Source organism: Streptomyces sp. B1I3, assembly GCF_030816615.1.
GTDB lineage: Bacteria > Actinomycetota > Actinomycetes > Streptomycetales > Streptomycetaceae > Streptomyces.
Map to the genome: position 1 here is coordinate 7,232,736 of NZ_JAUSYD010000001.1, position 12,455 is coordinate 7,245,190.

Genomic DNA, 12,455 nt, shown 5'->3' on the forward strand with positions numbered 1-12,455 from the left:
GAGCAGGCCGAGGCCTTCCACGCTCTTGCCCGAAGGGGACCACCGATGAGAAGTGCTGGGTTCCGCCGTACTCGCCGCACCGGCCGCGCCACCGCGACCGCCGTTGCCGCCGCGCTCGCCCTGACCGTCCTTGCCGCCTGCGGCACGAGCAGCAGCGGCGACGGCGGCGACGACTCCGGCAGCGGCTCGTCCGATCCGTCGGCACCGCTGGATCCGAAAACCAGGGTGACGCTGACGATCGACTGCATGCCGCCGGCCGCGAAGGCCGCGGAGCTGCGCGAATGGAACGAGGACATCAAGGCGTTCAAGAAGAAGTACCCGAACGTCACCATCAACGGGAAGTCCACGCCCGGTCAGTGCCTGGAACCGCCGCGCTTCACCGCGATGCTCAAGGGCAAGTCCCAACCGGACGTCTTCTACGCCTACTTCACCGACCTGCAGCAGGTGCTGGACAACGACGGGGCCGAGGACATCTCCGCGTACGTCACCGGCACCTCCGTCCCGGCGCTGAAGGACATCCAGCCGCAGGTGCTCGACGTGGCGCGCAAGGACGGCAAGCTCTACGCCCTGCCGACCAGCAACTACACCATGGGCCTGATGATCAACCGGAAGCTGTTCACGCAGGCCGGTCTGGACCCCGACACCCCGCCGGCGACCTGGGACGGGGTCCGCGCGGCGAGCAAGAAGATCGCCGCCCTCGGCAAGGGCATCGCGGGCTTCGGCGAGTACAGCGCCGGCAACAACGGCGGCTGGCACTTCACCGCCACGCAGTACGGCCTCGGCGGCGACGTGGTGGACGCCAGTGGCAAGAAGGCCGCCTTCAACGACGACAAGGGCAAGCAGGTCCTCCAGCAACTGCACGACATGCGCTGGGAGGACGACAGCATGGGGCAGACCCAGCTGCTGAAGTGGGGCGACCTGCAGAAGCAGATCTCCACCGACAAGCTCGGTATGTTCCTCGCCGCCCCCGACGACATCGCGTACATGGTCCAGCAGCTCGGCGCGAAGTACGAGAACTTCGGACTCGGCCCGATCCCCGGGGCGCAGGGCACCCTCTTCGGCGGCAACAACTACATGATCAAGAAGGGCAGTTCGCCGGACAAGATCAAGGCAGCCGTCGCCTGGCTCAACTTCAAGAACCTCACCCCCGGCAAGGGCCAGTTCGACTGGGCGCGCACCAAGGCCGACCTGCTGCCCGTCGGCCTGCCGCAGCCGAACTTCTTCACGGGCGAGAGCAAGACGAAGGACGACGCCGCCCGCGCCGCCAACGCGACGATGCCGGTCGAGAACTTCAAGGCCTTCATGGACAACCCCGTCCAGGGCAAGCCCGAGCCGCCGAAGGCCCAGGAGATCTACAAGGTCCTCGACAACGCGATGTCCGCTGTCCTGACCAACGAGGACGCCGACATCGGCAAGCTGCTCGACACGGCCGAGCAGCAGGTCAACCAGGTCCTGGCGAACCAGTAGACGGATGCGCGGGCCGGGCCCGGAGGCCCGGCCCCGCCTCCGACCGACCGTCCGCCCGAGAGCGACCGCACCGGCACCGAGGAGACACCATGTCGGCCCCCACCCTGTCCACCGGGAAGGCGAGCGCACCGCCGCCCGGCCACCACCACAGCCCCGCCGGACCGGCTCGGGCCCGCGAGGAGTTCGTGCGCGCCGTGCGCCGCAACCTCTCGGCGCACGGCTTCCTGATCGGAGCGGTGCTCTGCTTCTCGTTCTTCTCCTGGTATCCCATGGTCAGGGAGTTCTTCCTGGCCTTCCAGAAGACCGAGGACGGGCGCACCACGTGGGCCGGGTGGTCCAACCTCACCTACGTGTTCAACGACCCGGCCTTCTGGCAGGCATGGCGCAACACCCTGCTCTTCACCGTCCTGGCGCTCCTGCTGGGCTTCGCGGTCCCCTTCGTCGTCGCCGTCGTACTCAACGAGTTCCGGCACGCCCAGGGCTATCTGCGGCTGCTGGTCTATCTGCCCGTCATGCTGCCGCCGGTCGCCTCCGTCCTGCTCTTCAAGTACTTCTACGATCCCGGCTACGGCCTGTTCAACCGCATCCTGGAATTCCTCCATCTGCCCGCCCAGCAGTGGCTCCAGGACCCCGGCACCTCCATGCTCTCCGTCGTCATCGCGTCCACCTGGATGAACATGGGCGGAGCCACCCTCATCTACCTCGCCGCCCTCCAGGGCATACCCGGAGAGCTGTACGAGGCGGCCGAACTCGACGGGGCCGGACTGCTGCGCAAGATCTGGCACGTCACCATTCCGCAGACCCGGCTCATCCTGTCGCTGCTGCTGCTCATGCAGATCATCGCGACGATGCAGGTCTTCACCGAGCCCTTCCTGCTCACCAACGGCGCCGGCCCCGAGGGTTCCACCACGACCGTCGTCTACCTCATCTACCAATACGCCTTCAACTTCAACAACTACGGCAGCGCGGCCGCCCTCGGGCTCGTCCTGCTCGTCGTGCTCGCGGGCTTCTCCGCGGTCTACGTACGGCTCAGCCGCAGCAGCGAAGACTAGACGGGAGTACGACGATGACCTCGAACACGCTTGTCTCCCGGCGCAGGACCGGCGGGCGCGCGGCCCGCCGCCGGGACACCGACCCGGGCCGCCAGCGGACCCTGATCTCGCCGGCCCAGCTCGGCCGCCCCCGGGGGCGTGCCGTCTACTGGATCGTCTTCGCCCTGGTGACGGCGGTCTTCACCCTCGCCTTCCTGGGCCCCCTGTACTGGATGGTCACCGGCGGCCTCAAGACCACCCAGGAAGTCGTACAGAGCCCGCCCACGGCCTTTCCCACCTCGATCCACACGGAGAACTACTCCCAGGCGTGGAAGGTGATGGACCTGGCGCGACTGCTGCTCAACACGCTGTACTACGCGTTCGGCGCGCTGGCCTTCCAACTGGTCCTCGACGTCGCCGCAGCCTATTCACTGTCCAAGCTGCGGCCCGTCCTGGGCAAGGTCATCCTCGGCATGATGCTCGCCACCCTCATGATCCCGGCGACCGTCCTCGTCGTCCCGCAGTACCTCACCGTGCTCGACGTGCCGATCTTCGAGCGCAATCTGCTCAACTCGCCCTGGGCGATCTGGCTGCCGTCCGTCACCAACGCCTTCAACATCTTCCTGCTCAAGCGCTTCTTCGACTCGATACCGCGCGAACTGCTCGACGCCGCCGCGATCGACGGTGCCTCACCCCTGCGCACCCTGCGCTCGGTCGTGCTGCCGATCTCCCGGCCGATCCTCGGCGTCGTCTCCATCTTCGCCGTCGTAGGGGTGTGGAAGGACTTCCTCTGGCCGATGCTCACCCTCCCGGACCCGAGCAAGCAGACCCTCAACGTCGGCATCTACTCCCTGGCGAGCGGCGTACCGGAGAACGTCCTCATCGCCGCCCTCACCATCGCGTCGATCCCGACACTGCTGATCTTCCTGATCTTCCAGCGCAACATCATGAGCGGGCTGACCGCCGGGGGCCTCAAGGGGTAGGGCCTCTCGTCCGGATCACGCCGGACCCGCCGCCCTGGCACCCCACCTCGCAGCGTCGTCGTCAGTTGCCAGGGCCGGGTCCGTGCGTCTCGCTCCGTCTGCACGACACGGCACGGGACCCCGCTCCCGCCCCCGGCCCGGTCCGGACGACAACCCCGGTCCTGCCGCCGAACAGCCCTCTCCCACCAGCACTCCGCCGGCCGGCCCCTCCCACCGCCCCGCCTCCGGGGCCGGCCGGCGGAGCTCCGCCTGCCCGAAAGGAACGTCACGTGGCAGCCATCCGTCCGACCGAGGCCACCGCACCCTGGTGGCGCGACGCCGCCATCTACCAGATCTACGTACGCAGCTTCGCCGACGGCGACGGAGACGGCACCGGCGATCTCGCGGGAGTACGGGCCAGGCTGCCCTACCTCGTCGACCTGGGCGTGGACGCCCTGTGGTTCACCCCCTGGTACCTCTCACCGCTCGCCGACGGCGGCTACGACGTGGCCGACTACCGGGCGATCGACCCCGCCTTCGGCCACCTCGCCGATGCGGAGAAGCTCATCGCCGAGGCCCGGGAGCTGGGCCTTCGCACCATCATCGATATCGTCCCCAACCACGTCTCCGACCGGCACAGCTGGTTCCGGGCCGCGCTGGCCGCCGCCCCCGGCAGCCCCGAGCGCGACCTCTTCCACTTCCGCGACGGCCGGGGCGAACACGGGGAGATCCCGCCCAACGACTGGGTGTCCGAATTCGGCGGCACCCCCTGGACCAGGCTCGACGACGGCCAGTGGTACCTCCACCTGTTCGCGCCCGAACAACCCGACCTCAACTGGGCGCACCCCGCGGTCCGCCGGGAGCACGAGGACGTCCTGCGCTTCTGGTTCGAGCGCGGCGTGGCGGGTGTGCGGATCGACTCGGCGGCCCTCCTCGCCAAGGACCCGGCCCTGCCGGACTTCACCGCGGGCGTCGACCCGCACCCCTACGTCGACCGCGACGAGCTCCACGAGATCTACCGCTCCTGGCGTGCCATCGCCGACGAGTACGACGCCGTCTTCGTCGGCGAGGTGTGGCTGCCGGACTCCGAGCGCTTCGCCCGCTACCTGCGCCCCGATGAACTGCACACCGCTTTCAACTTCACGTTCCTGGCCTGCCCCTGGGACGCCGGACGACTGCGCTCGGCCATCGACGACACGCTCACCGAGCACGCACCGGTCGGTGCCCCCGCCACCTGGGTGCTGTGCAACCACGACGTGACCCGCACGGTCACCCGCTACGGGCGTGAGGACACCGGTTTCGACTTCGCCGCCAAGGTCTTCGGCACGCCCACCGACCTGGAACTCGGCACCCGCCGGGCCCGTGCCGCCGCCCTGCTCTCGCTGGCGCTGCCGGGAGCCGTCTACCTCTACCAGGGGGAGGAACTGGGCCTGCCGGAGGCCGACATCCCCCGCGACCGGATCCAGGACCCGATGCACCCGCGCTCGGGCGGCATCGACCCCGGGCGCGACGGTTGCCGGGTGCCGCTGCCCTGGTCCGGGCAGGAGCCGTACGCGGGCTTCGGATCCACCGTCGAACCCTGGCTGCCGCAGCCCGGATCCTGGGCCTCGTACGCCGCCGACACACAGAGCGCCGACCCCGGGTCGATGCTCAGCCTGTACCGCGAGGCGCTGGGACTGCGCCGCGCCGAACCCGGATTCGGCGCGGACCCGGGGGAGACGGCGCAGGGACGGCTCGACTGGCTGCCCTCGGACCCCGGAGTCCTGGCCTTCGCCAGGAACCACGGACTGATCTGCGTGGTCAACCTGTCCGGCACCCCGACCCCGCTCCCCGCCCACACCGACGTCCTGCTCACCAGCGCCCCGCTCGACGGCGCGGGCCTCCTGCCGGCCGATACCGCCGCCTGGCTGCGCGCCTGACACCGCCCCGGGGACCGGCCGGCCGGTCCCCGGGGGACGCGCCCCGGCGCCGGTCCGGCGGCGGTGGGCCCGCCGGAGTGGTAGCGGGGGAGCGGGGGCTGCGGCACAGTGGTCGTATGAATGATCTCAACGCTCTCGCCGACGAGCACCTGGCCGCAGCCCGCGCCGACGCCCACGGTCGCAGCGCCCACCTGCTGCTGCGCCAGGAGCCGCTGCGGCAGACGGTGATCGCGCTCGCCGGGGGCTCGGCCCTCGACGAACACAACGCGCCGCCCGCCGCCTCGCTGCAGGTGCTGCGTGGTGCTGTCCGGATCACCGCCGCCTCCGGGAACGTGGAAATGACCGCGGGCGAACTCCGGCCCGTCCCCCAGGAGCGGCACGGGCTGCTGGCCCTCGAGGACGCCGTCGTGCTGCTGACCGCCGTGAACGACTGAGCCCACCGGGAGTACACCCGCCGGAACGAGGCATGAGAGGGAGGAAAGCCCGGACGCCGGACCATCCGGCGCCAGGACCGGGCCGCCGATCCTTCCTACGGCCTCCGGAGAGACAGTGCCCAGCAGGACCGATCCCGCGACGGAACGAACTCCGCACGCCATGGAACGAACACCGGACGCGACGGAACGAGAGCCGAACGCGGCGGCCCGCACCACGGGTGCGGCGCGCTGGCGCACGGCTCTTCGCCGTACCCCCGTCTCGCTCTGGAACGACGACCTCTCCGACTGGGCGGCAGCCCTCACGTACTACGCCATCCTCGCGCTGCTCCCCGCGCTCCTGGTGACCGTCTCCGTCATCGGCCTGACGAACCCTGACGCCACCATGGCCCTGATCGCTGACATCACGGCGTTCGCGCCCGCCGAGTCCGGAGCCGCACTGCGCCGGCCCCTGGAGGAGGCCACGCAGGAGCGGACCGCTGTCTGGCTGCTCGCCGCCACCGGTGGCGTGAGCGCCGTCTGGTCCGCCTGCAGCTATCTGGCCGTCTTCCGCCGGGCCCTGCACGCGATGCACCACGTGAAGGACACCCGCCCCGCCCTCCGCAAGGCGCACCTCATCGTGGCGTCCGCCGTCGGCCTGCTCGTCCTGCTCATGGCCAGCGCGTTCGCCCTCGTCCTCAGCGGGCCCCTGGCGCGCTGGTTCGGGCGCCGGGTGGGGCTGGCGCACGCCGGGGAGGCCATGTGGACGGGTGTCAAGTGGCCCGTGCTGCTCTGCCTGGCCTCCTGTCTGATCCTGGTCCTCTTCCGCACCGGCCCGAGCTCCGCGCGGGGTGTGCGGCGCGGGCTGCCTGGCGGAGTGCTCGCTGCGTTCCTCTGGCTGGTCGCCTCGGCCGGTTTCGCGCTGTACGCCACCCATGTCGGCAGCTACGGCCGCCTGTACGGCTCGCTGGCCGGCCTGGTGGTCTTCCTGATCTGGATCTGGTTCACCAACCTGGCACTCCTGACGGGCGCCCAGTTCAACGTCGAACTCGCGCGTACGGCCGAGGTGGACGAGCGGCACGAAGGGGACGGCCAGGTCTGAGGGGCGAAGGCCCGCGCGGCCCTTGTGGGAGCGCTCCCACAGGGGCAGAATGGGGCGATGACCACGGTTCCGCACGTACGCCCGTACCGATCGGCCGACCGGGAGGCACTTGCGGACATCTGCGTCCGCACGGCCGACAACGGTGGTGACTCCCGGCACCTGTACCCCGACCCGGGACTGATGCCCGCCCTGTTCGCCGAGCCCTACGCCCACCTCGAACCCGAGCTCACGTTCGTCCTCGACGACGGGTCCGGGCACGCGGTCGGCTACATCCTGGGCACCGCGGACACCCATGGGTTCGTGAAGTCCTTCCGTGAGACCTGGCTCCCCCTGGTGACGGATCGTTTCCCGGAGCCGGCCGGTACGCCGGGCACCCTCACCGAGGAGATGACCGCCCTCCTGTACCGCCCCGAGCGCATGATCCTTCCGCAGCTGGACGGGTACCCCGCCCACCTGCACATCGACCTGCTTCCGCCATGGCAGCGCCGGGGCTTCGGCAGCGAGCTGATGCGCACCTTCCTGAATGCGCTGCGGGAGAAGGGGGTCCCCGCCGTCCACCTCTCGATGCTGACGGCGAACACCCCGGCCAGGGCCTTCTACGACCGGCTCGGCTTCGGTGAACTCGCCGTACCCGATCCCGGGCCGCTCACCTATCTGGGGCGTTCCACCGAGGGATGCGGCGGCGACCGGATGGGCAGGTAGTCAGGCGCGGGGGACGGACGAGGGCCCGGACGCCGGGCGCGGAGGGGTGAGTGGCATGACGGAGCAGGGCGCGTGGACGTTCACGGACGACCGGGGGCAGCTGCTGGCGGCGGACCGGCGTCCGTCGAGGGTGCTCGCGTACGTCCAGGCGGGCGCCACGCTGTGGGACTTCGGGATACGTCCGGAAGGGATATTCGGCTCCGGTCATGACGGGGCCGCGCCCGACCGGGCGAAGACCGGTGCCCTTCCGCTCGACTCCGTGGACTACCGGGGTGCCGGCGGCGACCTGGACGTGGAGACGCTGTTACGCGGTGAGCCGGACCTGGTCGTGGCCGTCAGCTACGGCCACGGGCAGATCTACGGGCTGGATCCGGACACCGCCAAGCACCTGGAGGAGCGGGTCCCGGTCGTCGTGATCGACGTGGGTCAGGTGCGCACCCTCGACCGCACGGTCGCGCGCTTCGCCGAGCTGGCGCGCTCTCTCGGCGCCGCGCCCGCCCAGGCCGCGGCGCGGGAGCTGGACGCCGCCCGGGAGCGGCTCCGCGCCGTGGCGGGCGCCGTCCCGGAAGGGGTTCGCGTGATGGCCCTCTCGCCGGCAGGTGCGGAGCAGGCACACGTCGCCCGCCCCCGCATGTGGCCCGAGCTGCGGGTGCTGGCCCAGCTCGGGGTCGCGCTCGTGAGCCCGGAGGAAGGGCCCGGGGTCAACTGGTCCACGGTCGGCTGGGCGGCGGCCGCGGCGTTTCGTCCCCAGGTGGTCCTGACGGATGTCCGCTCGAACGCGGCTCCGCTCGGGGAGGCCGGGAGCCCCGAGTGGCAGGAGTCGGTGCGACGGGCGCGGATCGTGCCGTGGAACCCGGAGCCCTTGTGCAGCCCGCGGGCGCACGCCCGTTTCCTCCACCTCGTCGCGGACGCGCTGGAGGAGACGCGAGGCGAATGAGGGGCGCGGCCCGCGGCGAAGGGCGCCCGGCGGCTCTGCAAAAACTATTCTGCAAAAATACTTTGGTGAAGTTGGGATCCGCTCTACGCTGCTCGCATGGACAGCGACGAGTCACCCCGTGTACTCGATCCCGGCCGGGATCCGGCGGCCCTGAAGGCGCTCACCCACCCGCTGCGCCTGAGACTCCTCGGTCTGCTGCGGCAGTACGGTCCGGCCACCGCGAGCGAACTGGCGGTCAGGACGGGGGAGTCGTCGGCCTCCACCAGCTATCACCTGCGTGTGCTGGCCAAGTACGCGTTCGTGGCGGAGGCGGAACACCGTGACGGGCGCGAGCGCCGCTGGAAGTCCGTGCACTCCATCACCTCGTGGAGCAACACGGCGATGCTCGCCACGCCGGGGGGCCGTGCCGCCCTGGAGCTGAGCAGGCGCCGACAGGTCGAGCACCTGCAGCACACGGTGACCCGGCACGAGGCGGACATGGCGGAGGGCCGCCTCGGTGAGGAGTGGCAGGAACACGCGGGCATCGACGACATGATGCCGAGGCTGACCGCCGAGTCCCTGCGCGAGCTCTGGGAGACGTTCCGGGCCAAGGCCGCGGAGCTGACCGCGCGGGACGCCGACGACCCCCGTGCCGAGCAGGTCGTGCTGCTGCTGGCCGGCCGGTGTGCACCGGCGCGACCAATGAGGCCGGTATCCCAACCGTGTGGCGGTGCGGGCTTGGCGGTGGGCCGGACGGCGTTGGGGCTACGGCCTTCGTGCTGAGCACTGTGTGTTCCTTGGCAGGAACACATGCCCAACCGAAGGCCGGCCGCGCGTACGGCAGCTACCAGTCCGAGTGATCACGAACGAGAGATCGTTCGGACCCTGAGTCTGATCAATGCTCCGCTATTGGAGGCTCCATCGGTGTGGGTGCCCGGGCTCGGCGGGGCAGGCGAAGATGTTCAGCAGTCCATCTCGGCCGATCTCGAGTTTTGTGGGGCAACGGTCCCGCAGATGCCCTGGGACATCCCACTCCTCGATGGGCATCCAGCCGCCGTCGGCGCCGTCCCACTCGCGGCTGTCGACGGTCAGCAGCAGGGCCATCGGTGCGGCACAGGCTTCACAGCTCATCGGGTGGGGGTCGGTCGTGTGCCAGGAGGGGAACCCGCCCACGCGGCAACCCTGTGGAATCGACAGGTCGTGCTGGTAAGTGACCAGCTCGTCGTCCAGACCATGCTTCTCAGCCTTCCGTTCCTGGGCCGTCTCCCAGGCGTCGATCCTTTTCTCCAGCCTGGCCGGGAGCGATCCGGAGTATGGGTAGGTGACGACCTGCTCGGGATGCAGCACGCACGGCTCGGCGACCGAGCCCTCGAAGCCGACCAGGGACGGCTCCGGCGGAGCAGGCAGAGGCACTACCACCTGGTCGGAACGGCGCCAGCGTACGTGCAGCGCCAGGCCGTAACCGGTAGGGCCATGTGCCTCGAACGGGCACCAGAGCACCTGGAGCAGATCGCAGCCGTCCGGGCCCGGCGGTAGGCCGGGCACGTCCCGCCGGTACACCTGGACCAGACCGATCAGCGGGATCGGATCGGTGTAGGCCACGTCCTGGTCGCGATGCTTACGGCCGAGCTCCGTGAGCAGGTCCCGTTCGCGGTCGTTGGGACGGTCACGGGCCCAAGCGTCCGCGAGAATCTGTCGCCGGCGATGGATGTCCGCGATGCGGTAACCACGGCTCCGTTTGTGCGGCTCGGTACACAACGGCCACGGTTCCTCGGCCGGCCATAGCAGAGGACCGCCGATCGAGCTGACCGACACGTCCGGACTCCCAGGCCGCGGGTGCAGCCGGGTCGTCACACCCCGGAACGCGCCCAGCTTCGGAAAGAGCCCTTCGACCTGCACCGGGCGCGGCGGGGTAGTTCTGATCATGGTGCAGACCCTAAGCCACCACGCCAGCCCACCTCGGACGTGCCGGTGCTGTCCGAACTCCACATTGAGCCAGAGTTGCTACTGCTCGACAACTCAATCGCGGCGACGGGGAAGATCGGCGGCTCGTTGTCAGCGACACCAGGAGCAACCGACGCAGCGGCGGGCGCCGGGTGCCGGACGAGGGCGCTGGATTCCGCGCTGACCGCCTCAATCGCGATCGCATCATGAGACCGCAGCAGTTAAGGCGGGGCCGGTCGGTGTTCACCGCGTTCCCAACAGTCAGTTCTCGCCCCACGCCAATGCGGGCGCTCATAGCACCGTTGCAGCGGAAGAACGGCTGGACACTGGCCGAAGAAGCTGGCCACGCAGGCCCGGACCGCATCCACCGGCTGCCGAACCGGATCGAGTGGGATGCCGATGAGGTCCTGGACGAGGTGCGTGCCTACGCGGTCGAGCACCTCGGCGACCCTGGTGCGGTCCTGATCGTGGACGACACCGGCTTCCTGAAGAAGGGCACCGGTTCGGCCGGGGCGCAACGGCAGTACTCCGGCACTGCGGGACGCACGGAGAATTGCCAGGTCGGAGTCTTCCTGGCCTATGCGGCCGCGCTCGTACGCACGCTGATCGACCGCCGTCTGTATCTGCCCGCCTCCTGGACTGACGACCGTGAGCGGTGCCCGAACACCGCGGACACACCCCACCAGAAGTTAACCACCCGCCACGGCAAACACCCTTGCAGTGCTAGGACTTGTCGCGCGGGGTGATCCCTCCGGCGTACACGTTGCCCGGTGTGACGACGGACGTGACGGCGCGGGCGACGAGGGTCGACGGCTCCTGGCCGTCGACGAGGGAGTCGGTGTTCAGGATGAGGACCAGGGTGGCCTTCTGCGAGGGCAGGTACACGGTCACGGTCTCGTACCCGGGCAGGGAGCCGTTGTGCCCGATCCAGCCGTTGGTCCGCAGGATGCCGAGGCCGTAGTCGGTGCCGGGAAAGCCGGTCGGCAGCACCTTGAGACGCTGCGCCTGGGTCTCGACGCTGAGCAGCTTGCCGGTGGCGAGGACGGGGGCCCAGCGGCGCAGGTCCTGGAGGTCGGAGATCATGCCGCCTGCCGCCCAGGCCCAGCTGGGGTTCCAGTCGGTGGCGTCCGCGACGGAGCCGGTCAGCGTCTGGTCGGTGTATCCGTGCGCGTGGGGCTCGGGGAACTCGGCGCCCTTGGGGAGGAATGTGTGGCGCAGACCGGCCGGGCGGACCACCCTCTCGTGGATGACGTCGGCGAGCCGCTTTCCGGTGACCTTCTCGACGACCAGGCCGAGCAGCACGAGGTTGGAGTTGGAGTACTGGAACCTCGCGCCCGGCGCGAACGTGTTCGGGTGCCGGTAGCCGTAGGAGAGGACCTCCCACGGGTTGAACGGGCGTTTCGGCGCGCTCAGCAGGTCGTGCTCGAAGTCGGGGTCGGCGGTGTACGGGAACAGGCCGCTGCGCATCTCGGCGAGGTGGCGCAGCGTGATCTTCTCGCCGTTCGGGACCCCTCGGATGTAGTCGTCGATCGGGTCGTCGAGCCTGACCTTGCCCTCGTCGACGAGCTGGAGGAGCGCGGTGACGGTGAAGGTCTTGGTCTCGCTGCCGATGCGGACGTAGGTGTCGGCGAACATCGGCCGGCCGGTGTTCTTGTCTGCGACGCCGGTCGCGCGGACGTAGCATCCCTTGCCCGGCATCCACAGGCCGACGACGAGTCCGGGGACACGGGCCTGCTTGCGGACGTCCTCGACGGTCTTGTCGAGCCGGGCGGTCAGCGCGGGGCCGAAGCCGTCGGCGGGGCAGTCGTCGCCGCCGTGCGGACCGGTGGCCGCGGCGGGGGCGTGTGGGGCCGGGACGGCCGTGGCGGGAACGGTGGCCAGCGGGGCCAGGGCCAGCACGGACGTCGCGAGCAGCGTCGCGGCGAGCAGTCGGCGGGGGGAGGTTCGTCTCATGGTCGGGGGCGCCTCTTCCAGGTCATGGACGCGGACGGCGACAGATCAG

At 70.1% G+C, this 12,455-nt stretch carries 11 protein-coding genes and 1 pseudogene; 10 read left to right on the top strand and 2 right to left on the bottom strand.

Annotated features, from left to right (window positions below):
* Positions 1-45: 45 nt before the first annotated feature.
* From QFZ58_RS32835 to QFZ58_RS32875, 9 genes are all read left to right on the top strand, one after another.
* Positions 46-1,467 (top strand): extracellular solute-binding protein, encoded by a 1,422-nt coding sequence (locus QFZ58_RS32835; protein ID WP_307128505.1) that lies wholly within the window; start codon positions 46-48, stop codon positions 1,465-1,467.
* 89 nt (positions 1,468-1,556) lie between these two features.
* Positions 1,557-2,519 (top strand): carbohydrate ABC transporter permease, encoded by a 963-nt coding sequence (locus QFZ58_RS32840; RefSeq protein WP_307128506.1) that lies wholly within the window; start codon positions 1,557-1,559, stop codon positions 2,517-2,519.
* A 14-nt stretch (positions 2,520-2,533) separates the two neighbouring features.
* A complete protein-coding gene (locus tag QFZ58_RS32845) occupies positions 2,534-3,481 on the top strand; it encodes a carbohydrate ABC transporter permease (RefSeq protein WP_307128507.1) in 948 nt (315 codons plus the stop codon).
* Positions 3,482-3,750: 269 nt separating this feature from the next.
* Positions 3,751-5,379 (top strand): glycoside hydrolase family 13 protein, encoded by a 1,629-nt coding sequence (locus QFZ58_RS32850; RefSeq protein ID WP_307128508.1) that lies wholly within the window; start codon positions 3,751-3,753, stop codon positions 5,377-5,379.
* A gap of 116 nt (positions 5,380-5,495) precedes the next feature.
* A complete protein-coding gene (locus tag QFZ58_RS32855; protein ID WP_307128509.1) occupies positions 5,496-5,813 on the top strand; it encodes a cupin in 318 nt (105 codons plus the stop codon).
* A gap of 160 nt (positions 5,814-5,973) precedes the next feature.
* The gene (locus QFZ58_RS32860) at positions 5,974-6,891 is read left to right on the top strand and encodes a YihY/virulence factor BrkB family protein (protein ID WP_307128510.1); all 918 of its coding nucleotides are present in this window, start codon (positions 5,974-5,976) and stop codon (positions 6,889-6,891) included.
* A gap of 57 nt (positions 6,892-6,948) precedes the next feature.
* Positions 6,949-7,593 (top strand): GNAT family N-acetyltransferase, encoded by a 645-nt coding sequence (locus QFZ58_RS32865; protein WP_307128511.1) that lies wholly within the window; start codon positions 6,949-6,951, stop codon positions 7,591-7,593.
* Between the two features lie 55 nt (positions 7,594-7,648).
* The gene (locus QFZ58_RS32870; protein ID WP_307128512.1) at positions 7,649-8,530 is read left to right on the top strand and encodes an ABC transporter substrate-binding protein; all 882 of its coding nucleotides are present in this window, start codon (positions 7,649-7,651) and stop codon (positions 8,528-8,530) included.
* Positions 8,531-8,626: 96 nt separating this feature from the next.
* Complete coding sequence (locus QFZ58_RS32875) at positions 8,627-9,292, top strand: helix-turn-helix domain-containing protein (protein WP_307128513.1); 666 nt, start codon at positions 8,627-8,629, stop codon at positions 9,290-9,292.
* Between the two features lie 123 nt (positions 9,293-9,415).
* Here the strand turns inward: QFZ58_RS32875 and QFZ58_RS32880 are convergent, their stop codons facing one another.
* The gene (locus tag QFZ58_RS32880) at positions 9,416-10,435 is read right to left on the bottom strand and encodes a hypothetical protein (RefSeq protein WP_307128514.1); all 1,020 of its coding nucleotides are present in this window, start codon (positions 10,433-10,435) and stop codon (positions 9,416-9,418) included.
* Positions 10,436-10,734: 299 nt separating this feature from the next.
* Here QFZ58_RS32880 and QFZ58_RS32885 point away from each other — a divergent pair.
* Positions 10,735-11,142 (top strand): annotated as a pseudogene (locus QFZ58_RS32885) (transposase); the annotation flags it as partial.
* A 34-nt stretch (positions 11,143-11,176) separates the two neighbouring features.
* Here the strand turns inward: QFZ58_RS32885 and QFZ58_RS32890 are convergent.
* Positions 11,177-12,406 (bottom strand): serine hydrolase, encoded by a 1,230-nt coding sequence (locus tag QFZ58_RS32890; protein WP_307128515.1) that lies wholly within the window; start codon positions 12,404-12,406, stop codon positions 11,177-11,179.
* Positions 12,407-12,455 lie beyond the last annotated feature (49 nt).

Coding starts and splice junctions, on each gene's coding strand:
- QFZ58_RS32835 (WP_307128505.1), top strand. CDS start 46: ATGAGAAGTGCTGGGTTCCGCCGTACTCGCCGCACCGGCCGCGCCACC.
- QFZ58_RS32840 (WP_307128506.1), top strand. CDS start 1,557: ATGTCGGCCCCCACCCTGTCCACCGGGAAGGCGAGCGCACCGCCGCCC.
- QFZ58_RS32845 (WP_307128507.1), top strand. CDS start 2,534: ATGACCTCGAACACGCTTGTCTCCCGGCGCAGGACCGGCGGGCGCGCG.
- QFZ58_RS32855 (WP_307128509.1), top strand. CDS start 5,496: ATGAATGATCTCAACGCTCTCGCCGACGAGCACCTGGCCGCAGCCCGC.
- QFZ58_RS32860 (WP_307128510.1), top strand. CDS start 5,974: ATGGAACGAACACCGGACGCGACGGAACGAGAGCCGAACGCGGCGGCC.
- QFZ58_RS32865 (WP_307128511.1), top strand. CDS start 6,949: ATGACCACGGTTCCGCACGTACGCCCGTACCGATCGGCCGACCGGGAG.
- QFZ58_RS32870 (WP_307128512.1), top strand. CDS start 7,649: ATGACGGAGCAGGGCGCGTGGACGTTCACGGACGACCGGGGGCAGCTG.
- QFZ58_RS32875 (WP_307128513.1), top strand. CDS start 8,627: ATGGACAGCGACGAGTCACCCCGTGTACTCGATCCCGGCCGGGATCCG.
- QFZ58_RS32880 (WP_307128514.1), bottom strand. CDS start 10,435: ATGATCAGAACTACCCCGCCGCGCCCGGTGCAGGTCGAAGGGCTCTTT.
- QFZ58_RS32890 (WP_307128515.1), bottom strand. CDS start 12,406: ATGAGACGAACCTCCCCCCGCCGACTGCTCGCCGCGACGCTGCTCGCG.